Origin of the sequence: Amycolatopsis keratiniphila, from assembly GCF_000400635.2 — a bacterium.
Classification (GTDB): Bacteria; Actinomycetota; Actinomycetes; order Mycobacteriales; family Pseudonocardiaceae; genus Amycolatopsis; species Amycolatopsis keratiniphila.
Genome location: NC_021252.1, coordinates 611,849 through 637,871, shown reverse-complemented (window position 1 = coordinate 637,871; position 26,023 = coordinate 611,849). Strand labels below are relative to the sequence as shown.

At 68.2% G+C, this 26,023-nt stretch carries 31 protein-coding genes and 4 tRNA genes; 19 read left to right on the top strand and 16 right to left on the bottom strand.

All coding sequences use genetic code 11. The annotated features are described in order from the left end of the window. Nucleotides 1-70: 70 nt before the first annotated feature. Together secE and AORI_RS44090 are read right to left on the bottom strand one after the other, a co-directional pair. Nucleotides 71-523, bottom strand: coding sequence for a preprotein translocase subunit SecE (gene secE, locus AORI_RS44095; RefSeq protein ID WP_007031001.1), 453 nt, complete (start codon nucleotides 521-523; stop codon nucleotides 71-73). A gap of 27 nt (nucleotides 524-550) precedes the next feature. After that, nucleotides 551-623 (bottom strand) — tRNA-Trp (locus AORI_RS44090). A gap of 206 nt (nucleotides 624-829) precedes the next feature. On the opposite strand from AORI_RS44090, the gene AORI_RS44085 reads away from it, so the two are divergent. Together AORI_RS44085 and AORI_RS44080 are read left to right on the top strand one after the other, a co-directional pair. Next, a complete protein-coding gene (locus tag AORI_RS44085) occupies nucleotides 830-2,059 on the top strand; it encodes a pyridoxal phosphate-dependent aminotransferase (protein ID WP_016331055.1) in 1,230 nt (409 codons plus the stop codon). Next, nucleotides 2,056-2,952, top strand: a complete 897-nt coding sequence (locus AORI_RS44080) for a TIGR03619 family F420-dependent LLM class oxidoreductase (protein ID WP_016331054.1) — start codon at nucleotides 2,056-2,058, stop codon at nucleotides 2,950-2,952. The genes AORI_RS44085 and AORI_RS44080 overlap by 4 nt, the downstream gene beginning before the upstream one ends. A 37-nt stretch (nucleotides 2,953-2,989) precedes the next feature. Here AORI_RS44080 and AORI_RS44075 read toward each other — a convergent pair whose 3' ends face one another. Then, on the bottom strand, nucleotides 2,990-3,205 hold the full coding sequence (locus tag AORI_RS44075) for a hypothetical protein (protein WP_016331053.1): 216 nt from the start codon (nucleotides 3,203-3,205) through the stop codon (nucleotides 2,990-2,992). A 117-nt stretch (nucleotides 3,206-3,322) separates the two neighbouring features. Between AORI_RS44075 and AORI_RS44070 the strand changes: the two genes are divergently transcribed. After that, nucleotides 3,323-4,255 (top strand): SGNH/GDSL hydrolase family protein, encoded by a 933-nt coding sequence (locus AORI_RS44070; RefSeq protein ID WP_016331052.1) that lies wholly within the window; start codon nucleotides 3,323-3,325, stop codon nucleotides 4,253-4,255. 75 nt (nucleotides 4,256-4,330) lie between these two features. On the opposite strand, the gene AORI_RS44065 is transcribed toward AORI_RS44070, so the two are convergent. From AORI_RS44065 to AORI_RS44040, 6 genes are all read right to left on the bottom strand, one after another. After that, complete coding sequence (locus tag AORI_RS44065; protein ID WP_016331051.1) at nucleotides 4,331-4,735, bottom strand: MaoC family dehydratase; 405 nt, start codon at nucleotides 4,733-4,735, stop codon at nucleotides 4,331-4,333. Next, nucleotides 4,732-5,181: a MaoC family dehydratase N-terminal domain-containing protein gene (locus AORI_RS44060; RefSeq protein WP_016331050.1), complete on the bottom strand. Its 450-nt coding sequence runs from the start codon at nucleotides 5,179-5,181 to the stop codon at nucleotides 4,732-4,734. The genes AORI_RS44065 and AORI_RS44060 overlap by 4 nt, the downstream gene beginning before the upstream one ends. An 88-nt stretch (nucleotides 5,182-5,269) precedes the next feature. Beyond that, complete coding sequence (gene rpmG / locus AORI_RS44055; RefSeq protein ID WP_005152047.1) at nucleotides 5,270-5,434, bottom strand: 50S ribosomal protein L33; 165 nt, start codon at nucleotides 5,432-5,434, stop codon at nucleotides 5,270-5,272. Between the two features lie 45 nt (nucleotides 5,435-5,479). Beyond that, nucleotides 5,480-5,552 (bottom strand) — tRNA-Met (locus tag AORI_RS44050). Nucleotides 5,553-5,601: 49 nt separating this feature from the next. After that, nucleotides 5,602-5,674 (bottom strand) — tRNA-Thr (locus AORI_RS44045). A 79-nt stretch (nucleotides 5,675-5,753) separates the two neighbouring features. Beyond that, complete coding sequence (locus AORI_RS44040) at nucleotides 5,754-8,369, bottom strand: putative bifunctional diguanylate cyclase/phosphodiesterase (RefSeq protein ID WP_016331049.1); 2,616 nt, start codon at nucleotides 8,367-8,369, stop codon at nucleotides 5,754-5,756. 280 nt (nucleotides 8,370-8,649) lie between these two features. Between AORI_RS44040 and AORI_RS44035 the strand changes: the two genes are divergently transcribed. The 6 genes from AORI_RS44035 (at nucleotide 8,650) to AORI_RS44015 (ending at nucleotide 15,048) form a co-directional block, all read left to right on the top strand. Further along, the gene (locus AORI_RS44035) at nucleotides 8,650-9,588 is read left to right on the top strand and encodes a GNAT family N-acetyltransferase (protein WP_043847880.1); all 939 of its coding nucleotides are present in this window, start codon (nucleotides 8,650-8,652) and stop codon (nucleotides 9,586-9,588) included. A 19-nt stretch (nucleotides 9,589-9,607) separates the two neighbouring features. Beyond that, entirely contained in the window at nucleotides 9,608-10,456 is an 849-nt protein-coding gene (locus AORI_RS44030) for an SAM-dependent methyltransferase (RefSeq protein ID WP_043847879.1), read from the top strand. A gap of 166 nt (nucleotides 10,457-10,622) precedes the next feature. Further along, on the top strand, nucleotides 10,623-13,025 hold the full coding sequence (gene lon / locus AORI_RS44025; RefSeq protein WP_016331046.1) for an endopeptidase La: 2,403 nt from the start codon (nucleotides 10,623-10,625) through the stop codon (nucleotides 13,023-13,025). A 165-nt stretch (nucleotides 13,026-13,190) separates the two neighbouring features. Continuing rightward, complete coding sequence (locus AORI_RS84740; RefSeq protein ID WP_081809629.1) at nucleotides 13,191-13,391, top strand: hypothetical protein; 201 nt, start codon at nucleotides 13,191-13,193, stop codon at nucleotides 13,389-13,391. Beyond that, the gene (locus tag AORI_RS84735; RefSeq protein WP_081809628.1) at nucleotides 13,388-13,891 is read left to right on the top strand and encodes a helix-turn-helix domain-containing protein; all 504 of its coding nucleotides are present in this window, start codon (nucleotides 13,388-13,390) and stop codon (nucleotides 13,889-13,891) included. Before AORI_RS84740 ends, AORI_RS84735 begins: the two co-directional genes overlap by 4 nt. Next, nucleotides 13,888-15,048: an alkaline phosphatase PhoX gene (locus AORI_RS44015; RefSeq protein ID WP_016331044.1), complete on the top strand. Its 1,161-nt coding sequence runs from the start codon at nucleotides 13,888-13,890 to the stop codon at nucleotides 15,046-15,048. The genes AORI_RS84735 and AORI_RS44015 overlap by 4 nt, the downstream gene beginning before the upstream one ends. Nucleotides 15,049-15,089: 41 nt before the next feature. Here the strand turns inward: AORI_RS44015 and AORI_RS44010 are convergent, their stop codons facing one another. Beyond that, nucleotides 15,090-15,740, bottom strand: a complete 651-nt coding sequence (locus AORI_RS44010; protein ID WP_016331043.1) for a DedA family protein — start codon at nucleotides 15,738-15,740, stop codon at nucleotides 15,090-15,092. 153 nt (nucleotides 15,741-15,893) lie between these two features. On the opposite strand from AORI_RS44010, the gene AORI_RS44005 reads away from it, so the two are divergent. From AORI_RS44005 to AORI_RS43990, 4 genes are read left to right on the top strand one after another with little or no spacing between them, the layout of a single operon-like run. Next, entirely contained in the window at nucleotides 15,894-17,027 is a 1,134-nt protein-coding gene (locus AORI_RS44005; protein ID WP_016331042.1) for a sensor histidine kinase, read from the top strand. Beyond that, nucleotides 17,018-17,662 carry a response regulator gene (locus tag AORI_RS44000; RefSeq protein WP_043847878.1) on the top strand — a complete coding sequence of 215 codons (645 nt, stop codon included), beginning with the start codon at nucleotides 17,018-17,020 and terminating at the stop codon, nucleotides 17,660-17,662. Before AORI_RS44005 ends, AORI_RS44000 begins: the two co-directional genes overlap by 10 nt. Before the next feature lie 43 nt (nucleotides 17,663-17,705). Next, the gene (locus AORI_RS43995; protein ID WP_016331040.1) at nucleotides 17,706-17,996 is read left to right on the top strand and encodes an ArsR/SmtB family transcription factor; all 291 of its coding nucleotides are present in this window, start codon (nucleotides 17,706-17,708) and stop codon (nucleotides 17,994-17,996) included. Further along, nucleotides 17,993-18,382 carry a VOC family protein gene (locus tag AORI_RS43990; protein WP_016331039.1) on the top strand — a complete coding sequence of 130 codons (390 nt, stop codon included), beginning with the start codon at nucleotides 17,993-17,995 and terminating at the stop codon, nucleotides 18,380-18,382. Before AORI_RS43995 ends, AORI_RS43990 begins: the two co-directional genes overlap by 4 nt. 60 nt (nucleotides 18,383-18,442) lie before the next feature. On the opposite strand, the gene AORI_RS43985 is transcribed toward AORI_RS43990, so the two are convergent. Both AORI_RS43985 and AORI_RS83630 read right to left on the bottom strand, forming a co-directional pair. Beyond that, on the bottom strand, nucleotides 18,443-18,823 hold the full coding sequence (locus AORI_RS43985; protein WP_016331038.1) for a VOC family protein: 381 nt from the start codon (nucleotides 18,821-18,823) through the stop codon (nucleotides 18,443-18,445). Between the two features lie 47 nt (nucleotides 18,824-18,870). Further along, nucleotides 18,871-19,014 (bottom strand): hypothetical protein, encoded by a 144-nt coding sequence (locus AORI_RS83630; protein ID WP_158073309.1) that lies wholly within the window; start codon nucleotides 19,012-19,014, stop codon nucleotides 18,871-18,873. A gap of 96 nt (nucleotides 19,015-19,110) precedes the next feature. Between AORI_RS83630 and AORI_RS43980 the strand changes: the two genes are divergently transcribed. Genes AORI_RS43980 through AORI_RS43970 form a run of 3 tightly spaced genes read left to right on the top strand, consistent with a single transcriptional unit; the run spans nucleotide 19,111 to nucleotide 21,443 of the window. Next, on the top strand, nucleotides 19,111-19,749 hold the full coding sequence (locus AORI_RS43980; RefSeq protein ID WP_016331037.1) for a TetR/AcrR family transcriptional regulator: 639 nt from the start codon (nucleotides 19,111-19,113) through the stop codon (nucleotides 19,747-19,749). Between the two features lie 40 nt (nucleotides 19,750-19,789). Beyond that, nucleotides 19,790-21,004, top strand: a complete 1,215-nt coding sequence (locus AORI_RS82365) for a DUF4241 domain-containing protein (RefSeq protein ID WP_016331036.1) — start codon at nucleotides 19,790-19,792, stop codon at nucleotides 21,002-21,004. Between the two features lie 16 nt (nucleotides 21,005-21,020). Beyond that, nucleotides 21,021-21,443 carry a PPOX class F420-dependent oxidoreductase gene (locus tag AORI_RS43970; protein WP_016331035.1) on the top strand — a complete coding sequence of 141 codons (423 nt, stop codon included), beginning with the start codon at nucleotides 21,021-21,023 and terminating at the stop codon, nucleotides 21,441-21,443. Here the strand turns inward: AORI_RS43970 and AORI_RS43965 are convergent. Further along, nucleotides 21,428-21,943, bottom strand: a complete 516-nt coding sequence (locus tag AORI_RS43965; RefSeq protein ID WP_043848540.1) for a GNAT family N-acetyltransferase — start codon at nucleotides 21,941-21,943, stop codon at nucleotides 21,428-21,430. The two genes, AORI_RS43970 and AORI_RS43965, sit on opposite strands and share 16 nt — an antisense overlap. Nucleotides 21,944-21,983: 40 nt before the next feature. On the opposite strand from AORI_RS43965, the gene AORI_RS43960 reads away from it, so the two are divergent. The 3 genes from AORI_RS43960 to AORI_RS43950 all read left to right on the top strand — a co-directional run bounded on the left by AORI_RS43960 (nucleotide 21,984) and on the right by AORI_RS43950 (nucleotide 23,836). Continuing rightward, nucleotides 21,984-22,550, top strand: a complete 567-nt coding sequence (locus AORI_RS43960) for a dihydrofolate reductase family protein (protein WP_043848539.1) — start codon at nucleotides 21,984-21,986, stop codon at nucleotides 22,548-22,550. A gap of 95 nt (nucleotides 22,551-22,645) precedes the next feature. Continuing rightward, entirely contained in the window at nucleotides 22,646-23,017 is a 372-nt protein-coding gene (locus AORI_RS43955; protein ID WP_016331032.1) for a hypothetical protein, read from the top strand. A 60-nt stretch (nucleotides 23,018-23,077) separates the two neighbouring features. Then, nucleotides 23,078-23,836: a class I SAM-dependent DNA methyltransferase gene (locus tag AORI_RS43950; RefSeq protein WP_016331031.1), complete on the top strand. Its 759-nt coding sequence runs from the start codon at nucleotides 23,078-23,080 to the stop codon at nucleotides 23,834-23,836. Here the strand turns inward: AORI_RS43950 and AORI_RS43945 are convergent. The 3 genes from AORI_RS43945 to AORI_RS43935 all read right to left on the bottom strand — a co-directional run bounded on the left by AORI_RS43945 (nucleotide 23,787) and on the right by AORI_RS43935 (nucleotide 25,931). Then, a complete protein-coding gene (locus AORI_RS43945) occupies nucleotides 23,787-25,187 on the bottom strand; it encodes an MFS transporter (protein ID WP_016331030.1) in 1,401 nt (466 codons plus the stop codon). The two genes, AORI_RS43950 and AORI_RS43945, sit on opposite strands and share 50 nt — an antisense overlap. Beyond that, nucleotides 25,184-25,756, bottom strand: coding sequence for a TetR/AcrR family transcriptional regulator (locus AORI_RS43940; protein ID WP_228688291.1), 573 nt, complete (start codon nucleotides 25,754-25,756; stop codon nucleotides 25,184-25,186). Before AORI_RS43940 ends, AORI_RS43945 begins: the two co-directional genes overlap by 4 nt. Nucleotides 25,757-25,849: 93 nt before the next feature. After that, nucleotides 25,850-25,931, bottom strand: a tRNA-Tyr gene (locus AORI_RS43935). Between the last annotated feature and the right edge of the window lie 92 nt (nucleotides 25,932-26,023).

Here is a 26,023-nt window from a genome sequence, read left to right as displayed (position 1 = left end):
TCCTCTCAGTTGATCGGTTGCCGTGGCGCAGGCCACCGTGCGATGCCCTCAAGCACCGCGAACGGCTGCCTCAGCTGCCGAAGACGGCACCGACGACCTCTTTGAAGGCCAGGTCGAGGCCGCTCACCAGCGCCACCATGAACACCACGAAGACCAGCACCACCGCGGTGTAGGTGACCATCTGCTTGCGGTTCGGCCAGATGACCTTGCGCAGCTCGGCCCAGACCTCACGGATGAAGCGCATGAGCCGGGCGAAGATCGACGCCTGCTTCGGCTTGCGGTCGCGCTTCGGGGTCGCCGTGCCTTTGGCGTCCTTGGACTTCTCGGTCTTGTCCCCTGCCTTCGCCTTGCCGGCGGGGCGGGTCTTGTCGTCCGACTTGGCGTCGGCCTTACCGGACGGGCGCGCGGACGCACGGCGCTCACGCCGGGCAGCGGCGGTCACCGGGCGGGACTGCTCGTCGGGCTTCTGCCCGGCGCCGTCCTGCGCCTTCTCACCGCTGGCGTCGCTGTCGCTCACGACCACTCCTCCGCCTTCACCAGTTCGCTTACGCAGGGGTGACAGGACTTGAACCTGCAACCTGCGGTTTTGGAGACCGCTGCTCTGCCAATTGAGCTACACCCCTTTGGAGCCCCGATGCTCTGGAGCTCCCGAGGACGCATTCCATCGTCCCCACCGCCGTGGCGGGGATGACCGTAGTGCGTTCCGAGACCAGAAGTCTACGGCAACCCCCGAACAGCTTCGCAACCGCGCCCCTCAAAGCGGCGCGGAGCAGCCTTCCGCGGGGAAACTCCCCCACGGCCGACCCCATGATCGTGCCACGATGTCGCCATGAGCGCTCCCGCACCCTCGTCTTCGCCCGCCGCACGCGTCTCGGCCCGGATCGGCGGCATCACGCCGTCGGCCACGCTGGCCGTCGACGCGAAGGCCCGGGAGCTCAAGGCGCAGGGCCGTCCCGTGATCGGGTTCGGCGCGGGGCAGCCGGACTTCCCCACCCCGGCCAACGTGCTCGAAGCCGCCGAAGCGGCGGTCCGCGACAAGGTCAATCACGGCTACACCGCCGCGGGCGGGCTGCCGGAGCTGCGCGAGGCGATCGCGGCGAAGACCGCCCGCGACTCCGGGTTCGAGGTCGATCCCGGCCGCGTCCTGGTGACCAACGGCGGCAAGCAGGCGGTCTACTCGGCGTTCGCGACGCTGCTCGACCCCGGCGACGAGGTGTTGCTGCCGGCGCCGTACTGGACGACGTACCCGGAGTCGATCGCCCTGGCAGGCGGCGTCCCGGTGCAGGTCACGGCGGACGAGACGACGGGCTACCTGGTCACCGTCGAGCAGCTCGAAGCCGCCAGGACGCCGCGCACGAAGGTGTTGCTGTTCGTGTCGCCGTCGAACCCGACCGGCGCGGTGTACCCACGCGAGCAGGTCGAGGCGATCGGGCGCTGGGCGCACGAAAACAACCTCTGGGTGATCACCGACGAGATCTACGAGCACCTGGTGTACGACGGCGCCGAAGCGCCCTCGATGCCGGTCTTGGTCCCGGAGCTCGCCGACCGGACGATCGTCCTCAACGGGGTCGCGAAGACGTACTCGATGACCGGCTGGCGGGTGGGCTGGCTGCTCGGTCCGCAGGACGTCGTCAAGGCGGCGACGGCGTATCAGTCCCACTTGTGCGGCAACGTTTCGAACGTCGCACAACGCGCGGCGCTGGCCGCGGTGAGCGGACCGCTCGACGCCGTTTTCGCGATGCGCGAAGCTTTCGACGCTCGGCGAAAGAAGGCGCTGTCCCTGCTTTCCGAGATCCCCGGAGTCGAGACTCCGGTGCCACTCGGCGCTTTTTACGTCTATCCGTCGGTGAAAGCCTTGCTGGGCAAGGAGATCCGTGGTGAACGTCCGGCGGACACGGTGGCGCTGGCGGATCTGATCCTGCGTGAGGCCGAGGTCGCCGTGGTGCCCGGCGAGGCGTTCGGGACGCCGGGGTATTTCCGGATTTCCTATGCGCTGGACGAAAACGATCTCGCCGAAGGGATCACCAGGATGGGCCGTCTGCTCGCGGAAGCACGGTGACCGTGGTGCGCTTGGGAATCGCTCTTCCGCAGTACGGTCCCCTCGCGTCGATGGACGCCGTCACCGGTTTCGCCGCGGCGGCCGAGGAGCTCGGGTACGAGTCCCTGTGGGTCGGGGATCGGGTGCTGGCGCCGGTCTCTCCGTCGGATTTCTACCCCGGCGGCACACCGGAACGGCCGTATCCGCCCGAGTTCGTCACCTTCGCCGATCCGCTGATCCTGCTGACCGTCGCCGCGAGCGTCACGAACAAGGTCCGGCTGGGCACCAGCACGCTCACCGGGACGGTGTATCCGGCCGTGGTGCTCGCCAGGATGCTCACTTCACTGGATCAGGTGAGCGGTGGCCGTCTGGACGTCGGGCTGGGGATCGGCTGGCTTCGCGACGAGTACACGGCGACAGGCACGCCCTGGAAGGGACGCGGCGGGCAACTGGAGGAGCTTCTCGACGTCCTCCGGAAGTTCTGGACCGGCGACCCGGTCGAGCACGAAGGCGAACGCTGGCGGATCCCGGCGTCGAAGGTGGGGCTGCGACCGGCGCAGAGCCCGCATCCGCCGGTGTTGCTGGGCGGGTTGTCCCCGGTGGCGCTGGATCGCGTCGGCCGTCGCGCGGACGGCTGGCTTCCGGCGGGACTTCCCGCGCCGTATCTGGCGAAGCTCTGGGAGACCGTGGTGGCCGCGGCCGAGAAGGCGGGCCGCGACCCCGGCGAGCTGCGGCGGGTACTGCGGATCAACCCGAAACCGGGAACGGACCTCAAGGACGTCGCGGCACAGCTGGAGGCGGCCGCCGAAACCGGGATCGCCGAGGCCTTCGTCGACCCGCATTACCTCGCGCGGGACGTCACGCACGCCCTCGATCTCGCCGCCGAACTGCGCCACCTGGTCCCGAACGGCTGAAGGCCCTCCCCGCTCACCGGGAAGGGCCTTCAGAAGATCAGGATTGGCCGTCGGCGAGCTGGACGAGCGCGTGGGCCTTCGCGGCGTACTTCCAGTTGCCGAGGTCCCGGATGGTCTTGATCTTGAGTTCGGCGAGGAGTTCGTCGTGCTTCTGGGTCAGGCCCTCGAGCGCGGACGGCGGCGCGTCCAGCAGCTCGCTGATCCCCTTGTCCTCCCACGCCTTGTCCACCAGCTTGTTCAAGTTCAGGCTCACGGTCTTCGCCTTTCCTCGGGGCAGGTACGGGCACCACCCTGAACGTGATCCACGTCTCAGGCAACCGGAGATCACCCGTTCACGTCCAGTTCACCGACGGTCGGACCGATGACAAACGTGACCCAGGTCGCGTACAACGAACGGGTGACGCAGCGAAGAACGGGCGGCGGCTGCCTCTTCCTGGTGATCGTGCTGTCCGTCCTGGGGATCGCTTACCACCTTTGGGAGCGTGGAACGGCGGTGACACCGGCGGGCGTCACCACTTCGGACGGCACGGGCCGGTACGTGGCGCTGGGTGACTCCTACACGGCCTCGCCGGGCACCGGGCGGCCCGTGGGCGCGCCGGCGGGCTGCGATCGCTCGGACAACAACTACCCGAGCCTGCTCGCCGCCAAGCTGCGTCCGGCCGAGTTCGTCGACGTCAGCTGCGGCGGCGCCACGACCGAGCACCTCACCGGCGAGCAGAAGACCCGTGACGGCACGAACGCTCCCCAGCTCGACGCCGTCGACGGCGACACGACGCTGGTGACCGTCGGTATCGGCGGCAACGACGTGGGCTTCGCCGGCTTCGCGAGCCAGTGCGCGACGCAGGTGCAGACCGCTTCGCCCTGTAAGACCCAGCTGACCGCGGGCGGACGCGACCAGCTCGCCGAACGGATCACCGCCGCGGCGGACCGGCTCGGCGGAATCCTGGACCAGATCCGCGCGAAGGCCGCTTCGGCGCGCGTCGTGGTCGTGGGGTACCCGACAGTGCTTCCGGACGACGACGCCGGCTGCTGGCCCGTCCTGCCGGTCGGCGCGGGGGACGTGGCCTACTTCCGCGACTCGCTGAAACGACTGAACACGGCATTGCAGGACACGGCGAAGGCGCACGAAGCGGGCTTCGCCGACATGTCGACCGCGAGCAAGGGGCGGGACATGTGCAGTGCCGCGAACCGGCGCTGGGTCGAAGGCCCCACTCCGTCGGTGCCCGCGGCGCCCCTGCACCCGAACGCACGGGGTGCGCAAGGAATGGCGGAGGTCCTCGAGAAGCTGCTCAAGCTCGCGTAGAGCAAGGGACCTTTGCTACCACTTACTTAGGCACGCTAAGCGAGTGGTAGCAAAGGTCCCTTGCTCCCCCGGACGTCAGTTGCGGACGACCGCCTGCGCCTTGCCCAGGACGGCCTTGCCCTCGAACTTGGCGGTGATGTCGACGCGGGCGGTGCCGTCGTCATTGACCACGGCGACCTTCCCGGTGAACTCGATCGTCGCCGCGCCCTCGTTCGGCACGACCACGGGACGCGTGAAGCGCGCGAAGTAGTCGACGAGGCGGCCGGGGTCGCCGAGCCAGTCGGTGACGAGCCGCGCCCCGAGCGCCATGGTCAGCATCCCGTGCGCGATGACGTCGGGAAGGCCGACCTCCTTGGCGAAGGCCTCGTTCCAGTGGATGGGGTTGAAGTCCAGCGACGCGCCCGCGTAGCGCACCAGCTGGTCACGGGTGACGTCGATGGTCAGCGGCGTCAGTTCTTCCCCGACGGTGAACGTGCTCACGCGTCCTCCCCTCGGACCACGAGCTGGGCGTTCGTGGTGGCGATCAGGCCGCCGTCGGCGCCGGAGATCTCGGCGCGCAGGTTGATGAAGTCGTTCCCGGCGCGGGCCATGATGTTGTCGATATGCGTGGTGAGCGACAGGACGTCACCCGCGTGCACCGGCCGCGTGTAGGTGAACCGCTGATCGCCGTGGACCATCCGCGAGTAGTCGAGCCCCAGCTCGGGGTCCGACACGATCGCGTTGATCGAGGCGAGATTGATGATCGTCAGGAACGTCGGCGGCGCGATGACGTCGGGGTAGCCGGCCGCATTCGCCGCTTCGGGGTCGCGGTAGAGCGGGTTCGCGTCGCCGAGCGCGTCGGCGAACTCCCGGATCTTCTCGCGACTCACTTCATAGGTACTGGTCGGCGGGTACACCCGCCCGGTGAACGACTGGTCCAAGGCCACCCGAGCAGGCTACCGAACCCGAAAAATACCCGAAGCCGCCCTGGTGACCAGGGCGGCTTCGGGTAAGACAGGTAGAACCGCTAGACGCTCAGCGGGTCTCTTTGTGAGTCCGGTGCGTACCGCAGTTCGGGCAGAACTTCTTCATCTCCAGGCGATCCGGGTTGTTGCGCCGGTTCTTCTTGGTGATGTAGTTGCGGTGCTTGCACTCCTCACACGCGAGCGTGATCTTCGGTCGCACGTCAGTGGCAGCCACAGCATTTCCTTCTCTACTAGGCCTGGGATACCCAGGATTACCGCGTAGCGGTGGCCGGACTTGAACCGGCGACACAGCGATTATGAGCCGCTTGCTCTGCCAGCTGAGCTACACCGCCTTACATGAACCTGGCCGCGACACGCTTGCGTGACGCGGCTGAGGTTCTGAGCCCCTTTACGGAATCGAACCGTAGACCTTTTCCTTACCATGGAAACGCTCTGCCGACTGAGCTAAAGGGGCCTTGCCTCTCGCGAGGACTTGGAAAGATTAGCAAGTCCCCGCGAGGGGGTGGAACAGGGGGGTACGTTACCGCGAAACCTCAGGTCAGCAGGGTCAGGACGGTCTCGGAGTGGCGTCCGGGCGAACGCGCCGTCCGAGCCTGGAGCCACGCCTCGAGGCGATCCTCGGGCAGCGGCCGCGAGATGAGGTAGCCCTGCGCGACGTCACAGCCCATCGCTTCGAGCTGATCCCGCGCGACGTCCTCCTCGACGCCCTCCGCCACGACCGTGAGGCCGAGCGAGTGGCCCAGCTCGACGATGGAGCGCACGACCGCGAGGTCGCCGAGGTCGGTGCCCATGCCGAGGACGAAGCTCTTGTCGATCTTGACCTGGTCGACCGGGAGCTGCCGCAGGTACGCCAGCGACGAGTAGCCGGTGCCGAAGTCGTCGACGGCGAGCACGATGCCCAGCGAGTGCAGCTCCCGCAGGATCGGCAGCGCCTTCTGCGGGTCGGACATCACACCGGACTCGGTCAGCTCGAAGGTGAGCAGCTCGGGCGGGATGCCGAAGCGGTCGAGTTCGCGGGCGACCTTCGTCGGGAAGTCCTCGTCGGCCAGGTTCCGCACGGACAGGTTCACCGCGGCGGAGATGCGCAGGCCCTCGTCGAGCCACTTGCGCACGCGCTTCAACGACTCTTCGAGCACGAACGACGTCAGGACACCGATGAGGCCGGCGGCTTCGATCGCCGGGACGAACTCGTCCGGGCCGAGCCTGCCGAACTCCGGGTGCACCCAGCGGACGAGCGCCTCGACGCCTTGGATCTGCCGGTTCGGCAAGGTGATCTTCGGCTGGTAGTGGACGCTCAGCTGGCCTTCTTCGAGCGACTGCCGGAACTGCGTGACCATCTGGAACCGGCGCATGAAGATCTGGCCCATGCTGGCCATGTAGCCGCGGACCTCTTCGCCGCCCTTGGTCGCGCGGACGGCGACGTCGGCGCGCTGCAGGAGCCCGTCGACGTCGACCTGATCGTCGTCCTCCGCCGACGAAGTGGCGTAGCCGATCATCGCGTTGGCTTCGACGGAGAGCCGGTCCACCGGGTACGGGGCGACGAGTTCCGCGCGAAGCAGCTCCGCGGCGGCCTGGGCGCGTTCCGGCGCGCAGCCGACGAGGAGCGCCGCGAAGGACGCGCCTTCGAGCCTGGCGAGCGGGACGTCGGGGCCGAGAGCGTCGCGGATCCGGCGGCCCGCGGCGATGACCATCCGGTCCGCCCAGACGTAGCCGAGGGCGTCGCTGACGGTGGAGAAGACGTCCAGATCGACGCGGAGCACGACCGCGTCGACCTGTTCCCGCAACGGTTCCTTGGCGACCTGGCGGAAGCCCGGCCGGTTGAGTAGGCCGGTCAGCGGGTCGTGGTACGCGTCGTGGCGCAGGGTCGCGAGCAGGCGCCGGTTGTCCAGCGACGTCGCAAGGTGGCTGGCCATCGTGCCGAGCAACTGGACGTCGTATTTGCCGAACCCACGCCAGCGGCTCAGCCGGTCGTGCGCTTCGACGACGCCGAGGAGCTGGTTCGCGCTGCGCAGCGGGACGACCAGCGCCTCCTGCGCGCCGCGGTCGAGCAACGCGGAGCGGACGTCGGGATTGGCTTCGGTGATCCGGAAATGGCGGACGTGCGCGCCGGGCAGGCGCAGCAGCGGATCGTCGGCGGCCGGGTCGACGGGCGGCAGTTCGTCGCCCGCGACGACCATCCGCATGGTGTCCTTCGGCTCCAGCCGAAGCCTCAGCACGACGCGACCGGCGGCGAGCTGGTCCTTGATGCGTTCGGCGATGGTCGCCCATTCGCGGACGTCCACGCCGCCGACGAGTTCGTCCGCGCGCCCGGCGGGCCGTGCGGCGGCCTGCTGACCGGACCGCGCGACCATCAGGCTGACGTCGGACAGCGCTTCCATGTCGCGCTGCTCGCGCAGCAGGTCGGAGTACGCCCAGTACAGCGCGGTGAGGCCGAGGAAGACGGCGAGCACGAGCGGCCAGGCCTTCGGTGTCCCGGAAATGACCAAATATCCGGAAAGGCCGACCGAAGCGTTGACGAAGCCGACGACGAGGATGCGGCCGGTCAGGCGGATCGCGGTGCTGACCCGCATGCGGCGGCGCAACACGCGGACGGCGGCGAGCGCGAGCAGCGTGCTGACCAGCGGCGCGGTCAAAGTCCCGGCCAGCGCGGCGATCCAGGTCATGTCGTGGGCGCCGGAGGCCTGTTTCACCAGTCCTGCCACGGCGAACGCGCCGGTGATCTCCAGCAGGAACGCGCCGGCGTTGTAGAGCACGCGGCCGGCGACCTTGCGGGCCAGCAGTGTTCCGATCCCCGCCGCGAGATGCGCGGCGAGCACGACTTCGAAGGGAGCGACGAAGAATCCGATGACCAGCGGGATCTCGGTGAACGAGATCGTCCACGAGATGCCGCTGCGGACGTCGACGTTGATGCCGAGCTGTTCGGCGAGCAGGAACGCGAGGGCGAGGATCGGCCCGATCCACAGCAGATCGTCCGAGGCCTCGAAGTCCAGCCAGAGGCTGACCGCGGCCGCGGCGGCGATGCCCATGGTGAGTACCGCGAAGGTGTAGACGCGGAACCGTCGCTCGTCGGTACGAGCCTCCGTAACGGCGCCTCCCTTGCCCGCAGCCGCCTGTGCGGCGCTCCCGGGCCTGCCGTTCGTGTCCGGCATCCGACCTTCCTTCCCGGCTGCCCAACCGGTCTTGTCCTACCGCGACCTCGGGGACGAGGGCAATACAGTACCCCGGAGGGCGTACCCAAGTCCCATTCGAGACAGTATGAGATCACCCCAGGGTTAACAATGGGCGCGTCGCGCTGACCTGCGTGGACCAAGGGGTGAAATGGGAGCGTTATTCGCGTTCCTTCCGACTACCGGAAGTCACCTGGCGCCACGCTCCGGCCAATCTCGTGAAGTTCCCGGCGGACCCGTCAGTAGGGGCTTGAATAGCCCTATGAATAGCCACGCCATCGCCGCCGGGCATGCCGAGCGGCTCGCCACCGTGGACGCCCTGCTCCCCGAAATGCCTGCACTGGAGCCTGTCGAGGGCTCCGTGTCACTCTCCGCGACGGCAGGCGACTCGGCCGCCGCCGGATTGTCGGTACGGACCGAGGCGGGTCCTGATTCTGTTGACTCTCCGTGGCGGGCCCTCGTCGAACATCGCCTCGAAGCCCGCCTGACCGGTCCCCGCCCGGAAGCGGCCCTCGACGCATTACTCACCCGATGGGATGAACATCTGAAGACAGTGGCCCCACCTGGGGATGTCGAGACGTCGGCGACCGTGGTGCGGCCCAGCCGGGACTCCCCCGGCTCGGCCGAATTGCTGCGCCGCGGCTTCGCGCCGGTGCTGGTGATCGCGGTCCGCCCGGCCGACCGGCTCGCCGTGACCGGGCCGCCCGCCACTCCCGGCGTGCACATCCGGCCCGCCGAAGCGGATGATCTCGAAACCGCCGTCGGACTCGAACTGGAATTGCAGCGTTATGACGCGCAGTTCGGTTCTGTCACTTTGCGCGAGGGCGCGGAGGAAACGATCACGGCGGACCTGTCGAAACAGTTGGGCCGGGAAAATCCGACGTTGTGGATCGCCGAGCTGTACGGCCGTCCGCTGGGCATGGTGCGAGTGCAGTTCCCCGGCGACACGGCGTGGATCCGCGGCCGGGTCGCGGCCGAGAAGGTCGGCTACCTGTCTTCGTTGGCGGTAGCGGAACAGGCGCGGTCGAGCGGCGTGGGGACGGCGCTCGCCGCGCACGCGCACCAGGTCTTCGACGAATGCGGCACCGACGCCGTGCTGCTGCACCACGCGCTGGCCAACCCGCGCTCGACGCCGTTCTGGTACGCGCAGGGCTACCGGCCGCTCTGGACGTACTGGCAGCGGCGACCGGCGGTCCCATGATCCGGATAGGCTCGTTTACGTGACGAGGGACGATGACACGGCCCCGGTGGCGCCTACCGGGGTCGACACCGAAAAGCCGTCCGCGGCGAGGATCTACGACTGGTTCCTCGGGGGGACCCACAACTGGGCGGTAGACCGCGAGTTCGCCCGCGCGCTGGAAAAGCAGTGGCGCTGGGTCAAACCGGGCGCGCGGCACAACCGCGAGTTCATGAACCGCGTCGTGCGCGCGGCGCTCGACGCGGGGATCCGGCAGTTCATCGATCTGGGTTCCGGTGTCCCGACAGCCGGGAACGTGCACGAGATCGTGCAGGAGGAACTGGAGCCGGGCGATACGGCGAAGGTCGTGTACGTCGACTACGAGCCGGTGGCGGTGGCGCACGCGGAGCTGATCCTCGAACGCCACGAGGCGACCGACTGGGCGGGGATCGTCCAGGCCGACATGCGGCGGCCGAAGGATGTCCTGCGGCATCCGGAGACGCTGCGGCTGATCGATTTCGACCGGCCGGTGTGCCTGATGATGATGGCCGTCCTGCATTTCGCCGGCCCGCACGACGATCCGCCCGCGCTGGTCGCGACGTACCGGAACGCGCTCGCGCCGGGCAGCTGGCTGGGGCTGTCGCACATGAGCTTCGGCGGCCAGACCGGCGTGGACGCCGACGGGCTGCACTGGATGGTCGAGCAGTACCGGAAGACGAGCAATCCGGTGTGGATGCGGGACCGCGAAGAGATCGAGCCGCTCTTCGGGGACTGGCCGTTGCTGGAGCCCGGCGTCGTCCACCTGCCCGACTGGCGGCCCGTGCGGGAGCTGCGGCGGGACGAGGAAGGCGCCCGGCCGTTCGCTTGGTGCGGTGTCGCCGTCCACCCCTGACATCCGACCTTTCGCCGGTTCGCGTCGCGTTTAGCGGGCTAAAGGCGACGCGTTCCCGGCAGAGGTCGGAGGAATGGGTGATCGCTGACGGCGAACGCGCAGAGGAAACAAACGGGTCGATCGGAGAGTTGAGCTAGGCAGACTCAACTAACCGAGGAGTGCACAGATGACCGACAACCGCCTCCTGCCCGTCCTCCCGCTCGATGACGACGTCGTGCTGCCGGGCATGATCGTCCCGCTCGACCTCGCCGACCCGGAGACGCGCGCCGCGGTGGAGTCCGCCCAGGCCAACACGCCTGCCCAGGCTTCCTTCCCGGGGATCCGGTCCAGCGCCGCCACCAAGGCCGAGGTGCTGATCGTCCCCCGCGTCCACGGCGAATACGCCGAGCTCGGCACCATCGCGACCGTCGAGCGCATCGGGCGCGTGCCCGGCGGCAAGACCGCGGTGCTGTTGCGCGGCACCCGGCGCGCCGTCGTCGGCCGCATCGCCGACGGCCCCGGCGCCGCCCGCTGGGTCCACGCCGAGGTCGCGACCGAGACCACCGACGACAACTCCGCGAGGCTCGCGTCCGAGTACAAGAGCGTCGTCCTCGCGATCCTCCAGCAGCGTGGCGGCTGGCAGATGATCGACGCCGTCCAGGAGGTCGAGGACCCGTCCGCGCTCGCCGACCTCGCGGGCAACTCGTCGTACCTGAGCACCGAGCAGAAACTCGAACTGCTCACCGCGCTCGACGTTTCGGCCCGGCTGGAGAAGGCCCTCGAATGGAGCCGCGAGCAGCTGGCCGAGCTCGAGGTCACCGACACCATCCGCAAGGACGTCCAGGAGGGCATGGAGAAGCAGCAGAAGGAGTTCCTGCTGCGCCGCCAGCTCGAAGCGATCCGTAAGGAGCTGGGCGAGCTCGACGGCACGGCCAACGACGACGACTACCGCGCCCGCGTCGAGGCCGCCGAGCTGCCGGACGCGGTCAAGAAGGCCGCACTGTCCGAAGTGGACAAACTGGAGCGCACCTCCGACCAGTCCCCCGAGGGCGGCTGGATCCGCACGTGGCTGGACACGGTCCTCGAACTGCCGTGGAACGAGCGCACCACCGACGTCCACGACATCGCCGCGGCGCGCGACATCCTCGACGCGGACCACGCCGGCCTCGAAGACGTGAAGGAACGCATCATCGAGTATCTGGCCGTGCGCAAGCGTCGCGCGGAGTCGGGTCTCGGCCCGGTCGGCGGCCGTCGTTCGGGCGCGGTGCTGGCGCTCGCCGGTCCTCCCGGGGTCGGCAAGACGTCGCTCGGCGAGTCCGTGGCGAAGGCGATGGGCCGCAAGTTCGTCCGCGTCGCGCTCGGCGGCATCCGTGACGAGGCGGAGATCCGCGGTCACCGCCGCACGTACGTCGGCGCGCTGCCCGGCCGGATCGTCCGCGCCATCAAGGAAGCGGGTTCGATGAACCCGGTCGTGCTGCTCGACGAGATCGACAAGGTCGGCGCCGACTACCGGGGCGACCCGACGGCCGCGCTGCTGGAGGTGCTGGACCCGGAGCAGAACCACACGTTCCGCGACCACTACCTCGAAGTCGAGCTGGACCTGTCCGACGTCGTGTTCCTCGCGACGGCGAACGCGCTCGAAACCATCCCCGGCCCGCTGCTGGACCGGATGGAGCTGGTCACCCTCGACGGCTACACCGAGCACGAGAAGGTCACCATCGCCCGCGACCACCTGCTTCCCCGTGAGCTGGAGCGCGCCGGTCTCGGCAAGGACGACGTCACGCTGACCGACGGCGCCTTCAGCCGCATCGCCGCCGAATACACGCGAGAGGCCGGGGTGCGCAACGCGAACCGGACCATCGCGAAGGTGCTGCGGAAGGTGGCCACCAAGGTCGCGCTGGACGAGGTCGCGCTGCCGCTGACGATCGACGCCGACGGGCTGGAGACCTACCTCGGCCGTCCCCGGCACCTGCCGGAGTCTTCGCTGCCCGCGTCGACCCAGCGCACGTCGACCCCGGGCGTGGCCACCGGGCTGGCGGTGACCGGCGCCGGCGGTGACGTCCTCTACATCGAGGCGTCGCTGGCGGATCCGGAGTCCGGCTCCACCGGGCTTCAGCTAACCGGCCAGCTGGGCGAAGTGATGAAGGAGTCGGTGCAGATCGCGTTGTCGTACCTGCGTTCGCACGGCGCGGAGCTGGAACTCCCGGTCGGCGATCTGAAGGACCGCGGCATCCACGTGCACGTCCCCGCGGGCGCGGTGCCGAAGGACGGGCCGAGCGCCGGCATCACGATGACGACCGCGCTGGCGTCCCTGCTTTCGGGCCGGGTCGTGAAGTCGGACGTCGCGATGACCGGTGAGGTGTCGCTGACCGGGCGTGTGCTGCCGATCGGCGGGGTCAAGCAGAAGCTGCTGGCCGCGCACCGGGCCGGGATGAAGACGGTGATCATCCCGCAGCGCAACGAGCCCGATCTGGACGACGTCCCGGCCGAAGTGCTGGCACAGCTGGACGTCCACGCCGTGGCGAACGTCCGCGACGTGCTGGACATCGCGCTGGCCCCGGCGACGGCTCCGGTCGCCCAAGCGGCGTAACGGCGCGAGGCCGAAGCCCCGGATCCCATCGTGGGTCCGGGGCTTTCGGCTTCCCGGATCCGGACGAACCCGGACATTGACTCGCCTTAAACTCCCTATCACGTTTTGATAACGTAGATTGCGTGCCACCCAGCCGGGGTGCGTGATCCTTGAGAGGGCAAGGTCATGAGTCAAGGAATTCTTTCCCCGTTGCGGCCGAGGCGCAGGTGCGTTTCGGCCGGTCAGATCGTCTGTCTCAGCATTCTCACCGGATTCACCGCGGCGCTGACCTTCGCCGGCACCAGCGCCACGATCGCCGCGGGGATCGCCATCGCCCTGTTCGGCGCCGTTCTCCGCCAACCCGCGCCCGCCAAGGCATCCCGATGAACACGGAAGCGGAGTTCATGGCGCGACTGCGCGAACTCCGCGACCGAAGCGGCCTCAGCATCCGCGCGCTGGCCGCCGCGACCGGCTGGTCCCGCAGCACCTTGGCCGACCTCTTGGCCCGGAACACCTTGCCCGGCAACGAAAACCAGATGCGAATCCTGTTGCGCGCACTGCTCCGGACGGTCCCCGGCGAGCTCGGGGTCGACGAATATCTCGCCGACTGGCGTCACCTGATCGGACGTCGCCACCACCGCAATGGGGGTTGCGCACCACTCGACCGGATACTCGTCGCGCTGGAAATCGCCGCACAGCGCGGCGGGGCCGAAGCGCCGGGCCTTCGCAAAGCGAAAGAAATAGTGCTGCACGAAGGTTCCCTACGAAAGTTCCCTCCTCGCGGTGAATACGCCGCGAATTCACCTGGATGTCCCGTTCCGCCCGTACTCTCCGACCCGCTCCATCCCGCACCACCACATCAGCGGATGTCTCGGAGGCACGAGTGAAGCGACGGAATTTCCTGCGCGCGGCCGTGGTCGGCGCCGGTGTCACGGCGTTCGGAAACAGGCTCTCGGGAGCGGCTCTCGCCGCGCCCGCCCAGAACGGACCCAGCCCCTACGGCGCGCTCCAGGCGGCCGACGCGAACGGGATCCAGCTGCCGGCGGGATTCACCAGCCGTGTCATCGCGAGGTCCGGCCAGCAGGTCGCGAGCACCGGTTACACCTGGCACAGCGCCCCGGACGGCGGCGCGGTGTTCGCCGACGGCAGCGGCTGGATCTACGTGTCGAATTCGGAGATCACCCCCGGCGGCGGCGCGAGCGCGGTCAAATTCGACGCTAGCGGAAACATCACCGGCGCCCATCGCATCCTGGCGAACACCCGCCAGAACTGTGCGGGCGGCAAGACTCCGTGGAACACCTGGCTTTCCTGTGAAGAGATCGACCTCGGGTTCGTCTACGAATGCCAGCCGAACGGCCCGGCCACGGCCGCCGTCCAGCGGCCCGCGATGGGGAAGTTCAAGCACGAGGCCGCGGCGGCCGACCCGGTGCGCAAGGTCGTCTACCTGACCGAAGACACCTCGGACGGCTGCTTCTACCGCTTCGTCCCGACCACCTGGGGCAACCTCTCCGCCGGGACGTTGCAGGTGCTCAAGGCGGGCACGGCGACCTCGGGCAGCTTCACCTGGGCGAACGTTCCCGACCCCGACGGCTCCCCCACCGCCACCCGCAACCAGGTCTCCGGCGCGAAGCGGTTCAACGGCGGCGAAGGACTGCACTACGCCAACGACACCGCGTGGTTCACCACCAAGGGTGACAACCGCGTCTGGCAGCTGAACCTGACCAACAACACCTACGAGCTGGCCTACGACGACTCGCTGGTAAGCCCCGGCTCGGCCCCGCTGACCGGCGTCGACAACGTCACCGGGACCTCGTCGGGTGACCTGTACGTCGCCGAAGACGGCGGCAACATGGAGATCTGCATCATCACGCCGAACGACATCGTGGCTCCCTTCCTGCGGATCAACGGCCAGAGCTCGTCGGAGATCTGCGGCCCCGCCTTCACCCCGGCGGGCAACCGGCTGTACTTCTCTTCCCAGCGTGGCACCTCCGGTTCGTCCTCGGGCGGGATCACCTACGAGGTGACCGGCCCCTTCCGGGCCTGATACCGGCGTGCGGGGCGCCCGATCCAGGCGCCCCGCACGGCTCAGGCGTCGATACGGGACTTCTCGCGGACACGGCTCACCACGAAGAGGATCAGGGCGACCGCGACGGCGGCGATCACGAAGTACTGGAAGAACCCGGCGTATTCCTCCACCAGATGCCAGCTCTCCCCCAGACCGTAGCCGGCCAGGACGAAGCCCGTGTTCCAGATCAAGCTGCCCAGCGTGGTCAGGACTAGGAACCGCCAGAACGGCATGCGTTCGATCCCGGCGGGCAGGGAGATGAGGCTGCGGAAGATCGGCACCATCCTGCCGAAGAACACCGCCTTGGAGCCGTGTTTCCGGAACCAGGCTTCGGTCTTGTCGAAGTCGGACGTCTTGACCAGCGGGATCTTCGCCATCCAGCGGCGTGTGCGGTCGCGGCCCAGCAGCAGGCCGAGGTAGTACACGATGATCGCGCCCGCCACCGAGCCGAACGTCGTCCACACCACCGCCTCCACCAGTGTGAACGTGCCCTGGCTGGCGGAGAACCCGGCGAGTGGGAGCACCAGTTCGCTGGGGATCGGCGGGAACAGGTTGTCCAGGCCGACGATGATCGCGGCGCCCGGACCACCCAGCGCGTCCATCAGTGACACCGCCCAGCCGGCGAGTCCTCCCATCGGTTCACTGGCGGATTGGGCGAGGAGGAGGTTCATGGCGGCCTTTCGTGGTCGTCTGCGGATGTCAACGAACGTACGAATCGCCCGGGTTCCGCACACTGTGGTGAAGCGGCACAAATCACTGCGGTAAACCGCAGTACCGATCTCCGGCTACCCCGCTAACCTGGCGTTATGCCTATTCCGGCAGCGATGCGCCGCTATCTGCGCAAAGCACTCCGCGGCACACTCGGCCTGGCGATCGGCGCCATGACCGCTGCCGCGGAGGCCTTCTACGTGCTCTTCGGCACGCTCGCGCTCGCGGTTCCCGCGCTGCGGCAGCCGGTCTTCGCCGGTGCGCGCGTACTGTCCGAAGTGGAACGGCGACGACTGGAGAAATACTTCGGCGAAGAGAACGCCACGAACTACACCGATCGCCGTGCGATGGCCTATCTCGTCCCCCGGTCCGTCATCGGGCTGCTCTGCGCCGCGATCTTCATCCTGATCCTGCTGGGCGCCGGATCCGCGGTGATCATCGCCGCTCAGCTCTTCGAGGGTCAGTCGCCCGGCGGAGGAGCACCGGCCGACTGGTACGACCCGGTCACCACCGTCCTCTTCGGCGGATTGCTTGTTTTCCTTTCCTTGCAAGGGCTGATCGGAGCCGCGACGCTGGACGCCAGGCTGGCGAAGCGCTTTTTCGGTCCCAGCAAAAGCGAACAGTTGCGCCGGCGGCTCTCCGAACTCACGACCAGCCGGGCGGAAGTGGTCGAGGCGGTCAACGGTGAGCGCCGCCGGATCGAACGTGACCTGCACGACGGCGTACAGCAGCGGCTCGTCGCGCTCGGGATGCTGCTCGGCCGGGCCCGTCGCGCGACCGACCCGGAGCGCGCTTCGGAACTGCTCCGGCAAGCGCACGAGGAATCACAGCGGGCACTCGTGGATCTGCGTGAGGTCTCCTGGCGGGTGTATCCGATCGCGCTGGACGCGGACGGGCTGCATCCCGCGTTGGAGGCGCTCGCGGAACGCTCGGGCATCCCGGTCCACCTACGGGTCGACCTGCCGGAACGGCCACCGGCGGCGATCGAGACCGTCGTCTACTTCGTCGCTTCGGAGGCGGTCACCAATACGATCAAACACGCCGCGGCGACGCGGATCGACATCGACGTGGAGCGGGACGGGGACAGGGTGCGGGTACGGATCACCGATGACGGCGCGGGCGGGGCACGTGAGTCGGGCGGCGGGCTTTCCGGCCTCGCGATGCGCGTCGCGGCGGCGGACGGACGGTTCACAGTGGACAGTCCGCTCGGCGGCCCGACCGTGGTGACCGCGGTGCTGCCGTGCGAGTGATCCTCGCGGAGGACTCGACCCTCCTGCGCGAAGGGCTGGTCCGGCTGCTGGTCGAAGAGGGACACGAGGTCGTGGCGTCGGTCGGCGACGGTGAAGCGCTCCTCTCGACGACGGCCGCCTACCGGCCGGACGTGATCGTCACGGACGTCCGGATGCCGCCGACCCACACCGACGAGGGGCTTCGCGCGGCGCTCGAGATCCGGAAACGCTGGCCGGAGATCGGGGTGCTGGTGCTCTCGCAGTACGTCGAGAAGCGCTACGCCGCCGAGCTGATCACCGGCGACGGCGAACGCGTCGGCTATCTCCTGAAGGACAGGGTCGCCCAGGTGGGCGAATTCCTGGACGCGCTCGACCGGGTGGCCGCGGGCGGTGCGGCGTTCGATCCGGAGGTGGTGCGGCGGTTGCTCGCGCGGACCACGCACACCGATCCGCTCGCGAAGCTGACCGTCCGCGAACGTGAAGTGCTGGAGAAAATGGCGCAAGGCCACACGAACCCCGGGATCGCCGAGTCGTTGTTCATCTCGCTGAGCGCTGTCGAGAAGCACGTGAACGCCCTCTTCGACAAGCTGGAACTGGCCCACACCGCCGGATACAGCCGTCGCGTCCTGGCCATCCTGCGCTACCTCGGGTCCTGACCCCGAGTTGACAGGCAAGTGACCACTTGCCTATAACTGAGTCGTGGACGGCAACCTGTTCAAGGCGATCGGCGACGCGACGCGACGCACCATCCTGGACGAGCTGACCGAAAAGGACGGTCAGACCCTGTTCGAGATCTGCGGCAGGCTGACCATGAAGCACGGCTTGACCTCGTCACGGCAGGCCATCTCGCAGCATCTCGCGATGCTCGAACAAGCGGGCCTGGTGCGCACCCGGCGACAGGGCCGCTACAAGTTCCACCACATCGACACGGGCCCGCTGCGGTCGATCGTCGAGCGGTGGCCCATCGACCGAGAGGAACCGAACCCGTGATCCGGATCAACATCACCAGCGTCTTCGTCGACGACCAGGCCAAGGCCCTCGACTTCTACACCGGAAAACTGGGCTTCATCAAGAAACACGACGTGCCCACCGGGGACGCCCGCTGGCTCACCGTGGTCTCCCCGGCCAACCCCGACGGCGTCGAACTGCTGCTGGAGCCGGACGGGCACCCCGCGGCGAAGCCGTTCAAGAAAGCGTTGGCCGACGACGGCATCCCGTTCACCCAGTTCGCCGTCGACGACGTGTACGCCGAGGTCGAACGACTCAAGGGCCTCGGCGTCGAATTCACCCAGGACCCCGTCGACATGGGCCCCGTGGTCACCGCGGTCTTCGACGACACCTGCGGCAACCTGATCCAGCTCGCCACGATGAAGTAGTCCCGGCAGGGCAAAGCGGGGCTTGGTCCACTGTGGACCAAGCCCCGCTTTGACGTTTCCCTACTGCTGCACCCATTCCACGAGTTCCACGGGCACACCGTTCGGGTCGGTGACCATGAAGAGACGCTCTCCCCACGGTTCTTCCCGCAGCGGCAACGTGATCTCGACACCTTCGTCGCGCAGGCGCTTCTCCTCGGCCTCGAGGTTCTCGACCGTGAAGGCCACGATCACGCCGGACGCGCGCTGCTGCCGAAGGTTCTCCGGCAAGACCTCGATCCCCGCCTGAAGCAGGACGATGGTCACCTTCGCGGTTTCGTGCCCGAGGGAGACGAAACCCTCCGCGGCCATCTGCTCGGTGAAGCCGAAGTGCTCGGTGAAGAAACGGCTGGACGCGGCGACGTCGTCGACGGTCAGCGAGATGGTGGAGGCAAGGACGTTCATGGGCTATCCCCTTCGGTCGGCGATGAGTTTTCGGACGAGCTGGGCGGTCAGTACGACCGGCGGCGCGGGACGCCGATCGAGCGGCGCACCGGCATCGAGCGGCCGGGGAACGGCTGCTGATGACGGCGGTCGTTCCGGCGGACCTGGGCGCGGTTGGTGCCTTCGTTGCCTTGGGGGATTCGAGCGGTCAAGGAGCCTCTTCTCTCGCGGTCGGTAGTACGGACGTAAGTTTACATCCGACCTACTGGAAGTCAAGGATATTTTTACGACGGTGGTAAACTTCGCTCATGACCAGCGCGGATGTGGGCCTTCGGGAGCTCAAAAAGCAGGAGACACGGCAGCTGATCTCCGACCAGGCGACGCTCCTCTTCATCGAGAAGGGCTTCGAGGAGACGACGATCGCTGAGATCGCCGCTGCGGCGAGAGTCGCGAAGAAGACCGTCACCAACTACTTCGCGCGCAAAGAGGACCTGGCGCTCGACCAGCACGAGGAGTTCACGAACGGGCTGGCGAACGCCGTCCGTGACCGGAAGCCGGGTGAGTCGGCGCTGGCCGCGCTACGGCGCACCTTCCTGGACGCGGTCGCGGCGCACTCCCCTGTGATCGGTTTCACCGGGCCGGTCTTCGCGAAAATGGTGCTGGAGAGCCCGACTCTGACCGCGCGGCTACGTGAACTGCACGAACTGCGCGAAGCGGCGCTCGCCGAACTTCTCGCGACCGAGACCGGAGCCGACGCGGACGACGTCACCCCGGTCATGGCCGCCGCCGAGCTCAACGCGATCGACCGTGTCCTCTTTCGCGAGGTCCTCCGGCGTTCCCACGCCGGCGAGAGCAACGACGAGATCGCCGAAGCGCTGACGAAGGCGACACAGCGGGCTTTCGAGCTGCTGGAGCCCGCCTTCGGCGACTACGCGATCCGCGAATAGCCCCTGGGATTTGTCGGGGGTAACCGCTAGGTTTCGCTCCATGTCTGAGGGGACCTTGCTCGACGTCGTCTACTGCGAAGGCTGGGACCCGGTCACCCGAGCGCTGATCGGACGGTTCTCCCCCGGCGTCGCGCGGGAACGCGATGCCGCCGGGGAGCAGTACGCCGTCGCGCTGGTGCGCCCCGGCACCGAAGTGCCGCAAATGCTCATCGAAATCGCCTGGAAGCACCACTTCGCCCGCTCCGCGCACTTCGACGAGCGGAGCAGGCGCCGCGCGTTGTTCGAGTTCCGCGTGCTCGAAGACGGCGCGCTGTTCCTCGTGAGGGTCGATCAGTGGACCTACCATTTCGACGATCAGGAGGAGTTCGACGAGCGGAACGCCGGTCGGGTCGAGCTGTCCTTCGGCCCTGAAGGTGAGGGCTGGGTGAACAAGGCTCCTCGTGGCTACGGCGGCGGTTCCAGCAGCGGTCGCGTGCGAAAGCCGGTGTCGGAGCTGAGGATGCCGAAGCCCGCCTTCGGCGACTGGGAACCTTTCACGAATACGAAGCAGCTGACCCTCCGGACGCCGGAGACCCCGGTCATCGATCCACCGCTTCCGGCCGAAGAACGCCCTTGGCGGCCCTCCGTTCCCTTGCGCCCCTTCGGTATCGACGAAATGTTCACCGCGGGCACGCGCTTTTCCCTGAGCGACGGCCATGGCGTCGGCGAGATCGAACTTCGGGATGCCGGGACACTCCGCATGCCCAGCGGCAGGCTCGTCGCGGCGGATCCGGCCTTCCTGGATTCGGACGCCGCCCACTTCACGGTCACCGTGCCTCCCGGCGAGTACCAGGTGGCGATCTCGGTGATCCGGTTCGTCGGTGAACCGGCCCACGAACGGGTCGTGGCCGCCAAACTCGTCGTGGCCGACGTCCCCGTCGTCACCTGGGAAGCGGCGCTCTGGCCTGGGCAGAACGCGCTTTTCCTCGGTGACGGGGAGTTCTACGGCTACGGCGTGGACAGCGGCACCGGCTGCTTCACCGACGCCGACGCCCTCCCCGAGGAGATGGACGACGACCTCCTGGAGAAATTCGAGGAGGTGGACCCGCATATCGACGTCACCCCGGACGGAGCCGGCGGCAACATCATCGCGTTCACCACCGGCTGGGGAGACGGCAGCTATCCGACCTGGATCGGCCGGACGGCCGACGGCACGCCGGTCTGCTTCGTCACCGACATGCTGATCCTGAACCGTGCCCGGATTCTCACGCCCTGAGGGGGATCATGGCGCCATGACCTTCACCGGAGAAGAGATCGCGTACCTGCGCTCGCAACCGTTGGCCCGCTTCGCGACCCTGTCGGAGGACGGAGAACAGCCGGACGTCGTCCCGCTGGCGTTCGAGTTCGACGGAACGCATTTCTGGGTGGGCGGTGCGGGCGCGTCGGTCCTCGCGACCCGGAAGTTCCGCAATATCCAAGCGGGACAACGCAAAGTCGCCTTGCTCGTCGACGATCTCGTCTCGCTCGACCCGTTCATCGCCCGCGGTGTCCGGATTTACGGCGAGGCTGCCGACCCGATCGAACGGACGGGGATCGTCGGCCCGGGCATCTACTCGCGCGTGACGCCGAAGGTGTCGTGGAGCTGGAACATGGCGGGCGAACCCGCGGGCGAGGCGTGGTATCCGTCGCGGCGAGCGGTTCACGGCGACACGTAGAGGAGCATGTCCTTCAGGACGCCGCCGATCTCATGATGGGCGGGCAGGAGTCCTTCGCAGCGGAAGCCCGCATTTTCGGCCGCGCGCAGAGAACCGCGGTTCCACGGCTCGATGTACAGCTCGATCCGTTCGACGCCGGACACGGTCCAGGCGAACTCGGTAATCGCCTTGAGCGCGTCGGTCGCGTAACCGCGTCGCCGGCGCTCTGGCGAGATCGAATAACCCAAGATCCCGATGCCTTCGGACAGCTTTCGCAGCCAGAGTCCGATCGTGCCGACGGCGGCTCCGTCCGCGACGATCACGAAGGGATAGCCCCGCCCCTCCGCCCGGCCGCTCTGCTGCCGCCGCACCCATTCCTCGGCTTGCCGCCTGGTCGGATGCGCGGGCAGGCTGCCGATGAGCGGGATGTAGGGGTCTTCGCCGAGTTCGAGGGCGAGCCGGACATCGGCTTCGGTGAACTCGCGGAGGACGACGGATCCGTGGGCGGGCGGCTCGGTCATCGTTCCATTCTTGTCGGTGGCCGGCGGTACCGTCGGGTCCATGCGGAAGCTGATCGTCACCGAGAACTGCACGATCGACGGCGTGATCGAGCTGACGGGCGACTGGTTCAGCCCGGGCGACACCGATCCGGACGTGGACCAGTCCGACGTTCTGGCCACGCTCCAGGAACAACGTGAGAATGCCGACGCGTTCCTGCTCGGACGCGTCACCTTCGAGGACATGCGCGGGTACTGGCCGCACCAAACCGAAGACACCACAGGGATTTCCGCATACCTCAACACCGTGAACAAGTACGTCGTCTCGAGCACGCTCACGAAGCCGGAGTGGGAGAACACCACGGTGCTCTCCGGCGGGCTGCGCTCGGAGATCGAGAATCTGAAGACCGCCGAAGGCAAGGACATCGTGACCACCGGCAGCATCTCGCTGGTGCGATCGCTCATCGCCGAGGGGCTCGTCGACGAGTACCGGCTGTTCGTCTATCCCGTCGTGGTCGGCGAAGGCCGTCGGCTGTTCGACGGCGCCACCGGTGTCCCGAAGCTTCGGCTGGTGGAGGAGAAGGCGTTCGCTTCGGGCGTCGTGCTGCTGCGCTACCGCGCGGCGAACTGACGCTTCACCGGGTCGTGCGGCGGGAATTCCTGCTCACCCGTCGCTCGGTAATGTCGTGCTCCGGTTCGGCGACGGGAGAACGACGGAGGTGGCGCATGGTCGACGCGTCGAAGTTCACGGCCGCGGTGTTCCGTCGCGCATCGGAACGGCCTGACGTCCCGCCGCGGCTGGCCCGGGCGGCGACCTGCGTCCGGGAAGGCAAATTCACTTGGGAGGAGGTCGCGACAGGGAATTGCGAGCACCCGCTCGCACAGGCGCTGTTCGCGCCCAGAGCCCAGGAGAAGCTGTGGCCTCTGCTGGCCGAGGTCGCTGCGGAGCTCGAATCGGAACCTCCACCGGCCGAACCCCGGCGCGCGCGACGACCGCCGACGACGGACGACGACTTCAGCGAGTACACCTACCTCGAAGATCTGGCCGAGCCGAACACGCGTCCCGCATGGCCGCAAAGGCGGGGTCGCGGCCGGTGAGCGCCCCACGTAAGAAAACAGGATGAGGAGCGCACGGTCCCGCGCGTAGCGTCGGCGGCCGTGATCAGTGAGACGGACACAGGAGACGAACCTTCGGACGGCTGGTTCCCCGAGAGCGTGGCCGCGAACTACGACGATCCCGGTGGGGCGAACGCGCCCGAAGTGGTGACGCCCGCGGTGGACGTCCTCGAAGATCTGGCCGACGGCCCGGTGCTCGAGTTCGCCGTCGGGACCGGCCGGATCGCGATCCCGCTGGCCGCGCGTGGCGTGCCGGTGAGCGGCATCGAACTGAGCCGGGCGATGGCGGCGCGGATCGCGGACAAGCCGGGCGGAGCCGCGGTCGACGTCACGATCGGAGACATGACCGAAACGCGGGTGGACGGCGAATTCTCGTTGGTCTTCCTGGTGTTCAACACGATCGGCAACGTGACCACCCAGGACGGGCAGGTCGACGTCTTCCGGAACGCGGCGGCGCACCTGCGGCCGGGCGGGCTGTTCCTCGTCGAGGTCGGCCTGCCCGCGCTGCGCCGCCTGCCACCCGGACAGGACATCGTCCCGTTCGCGATGGCGCCCGGTTACGTCGGCTTCGACCAGTACGACGTGGTCACGCAGGAGTTCACGTCGAACCACGTCACCGTGACACCGGATGGACAGGGGCGGTTCCGCCGCATCCCCTTCCGGTACGTCTGGCCTGCCGAACTGGACCTCATGGCCCGCATCGCCGGGATGCGCCTGAAGCACCGTTGGGCGGACTGGGACCGATCGGAGTTCACCGCCGAGAGCACCAAACACGTGTCGGTCTGGGAGCGCGGTTCGTGACGATGATGGCCGCGCTGACGGCGAGCAGCGGCAGTGCCCACAGCGTCGTCGTGAGGTAGCCGTTCCGGGCGGGGAGCAACGTTCCGTCCGGAGTGGCAGCGGCGAGGAGAAGGCCGGCTAGACCGCTGCCGACGGCCATCCCGATGCTGCGGGCGATCTGGTTGATCGAGAGCACGCTGGCCGTTTCCCCTTGGGGCACACCGGCGAGAACGAGTTTCGGCATCACCGCGAAGACACCTCCGACGGCGAAACCGAGCAGGGCGATCGCGACGAGGACGAGAAGGAACGACCGGTTGCCGACGGCGAACAGCAGGGCGCTCGCGACGGCGATCACGACCGAGAACGCGTACGTCCACCGTTCGGTGAGGCGTGCGATGAGCCGCGGGATCGCTTTCCCCGCAACGAATCCGAGCAGTGAGAACGGGATCAGCGCCGCACCCGCGGCGACTCCGGGAAGCGCGAAGCCGTACTGGGTGCCGGCGGGCGTCTGCACATAACGCGTGAACAAGCTGAACAGCAGGTACAAACCCGCTCCGGCCACGAGGATCGCCAGGTTCGCACGGAGGATGGCGCTCTGGCCGAGCAACCGAAGGTTCACCAGCGGCGCCTTCGTGCGCAGCTCGACGAACGCCCACCCGCCCAGGACCGCGGCGGAACCGGCTAGAACACCAGCGCCCAGCCACGCGGTCGTCCAGATCGACGGCTCGGCGATGACCAGCAGGAGCCCGAGCGTGCCGAGAGCGAGAAGCAGCGTGCCGGGGACATCGATCCGAGGAAACTCGCCGGGCGCTTCGGCGGGAAGGAACCGCCAGGCGATGACGAACGCGACAGCGGACAGGAGGAAGCCGAATCCATAAGCGACACGTAGTCCCGCGAGCTGGTCGAGCAGGCTGACCACCGGGTAGCCGACGCCGATACCGACCGTCGACGCGACCGAAAGCGCGGCGATCGTCGATGTCGCGCGCTCAGGCGGCAGGTGTGCGCGGGCGACGCTCATCAACAGCGCCCCGGCCGCGACCCCGAGCCCTTGCAGGCCGCGTCCGATCAACAGCGCCGCGTACGGCAGCGGGAGCACCGTCAGCAACCCGCCCGTCATGACCAGGCCCAGGGTGACCAGGATCGTGGCGCGGCGATACGGGCCGCTGCCGAGCCTGCCCAGCACCGGGCCCGCGATCGCGCCGCTGAACAGCGTCACCGTCAAGGTCCACTGCGCGGCGTCCAGAGAGACGTGCATGCCCGTGGCGACCGGAGTGATCAGGGGCGCCCCGACGCTGCCGATCACCGCGCCCGCCAGCGCCGTGCACACCAGCGCGGGGCTCAGCCGCCCGTCTTGCCGCACGGGGACACTCATCGGTTCGTCCCGGTGGTGATGTGGGTGAACAGCCCAGGCTGGATCTTGGTGCGGACGCCCTCGGCCCACGCGGCGTCGACCTGCTCGACGTCCATCGCGGCGCCGGTGTTCAGCAACATCCCGAAGGCGAGGAAGGTCTTCACGGTCACCGGGTCGAGTCCGGTGCCGTCCTCGGCCGTGCCCCACAACCGCGCGAAACACGACCGCACCACGTCCCGCACCTCCGGGTCGCCACACGCGGCGAAGCCCTGAAGCTGCAACAACAACCCGGTCCGGTCGGCCAGCAGGTCGTAGTACTGCGCGCCCATCGCCGAGAGCGCGTCCAGGCCGGTCTTCCCGTCGCCCGCGTCCCGCATGGCGTCGCTGAGCCGCTCGAACGCGGCCTGGACCAGCTCCAGGAACAGGACCTTCTTCGTCCCGAACATCCGGAAGACGTACGCCTGCGTGATCCCCGCCGTCTTCGCGATCGCTTCCGTCGACGCGCCGTGCAGCCCGTGTTCCGCGAACTCCTGCGCGGCGATGGCCAGCACCTGGGCACGTCGCTCGGGTCCGCTCATCCGTCCAGCCATCCCTCTAAGTTACTGGTTACTAACCACTAACTAAAGGTGGGCGACGCAACAAACAGAGCGGCCCCGTGACTGGGTCACGGGGCCGCTCTGGTGTGGCGAGTGAGGGATTCGAACCCCCGAAGGCAGTGCCGTCTGATTTACAGTCAGATCCCTTTGGCCGCTCGGGCAACTCGCCGTGGCCGGGTGTCCCCGGCCGAGACGAAAGAATACCCAACGCCGTGGCGGGCCGGTCAACCGGGTTCCACAGGGCTAGGGTGGAAGCTCCTG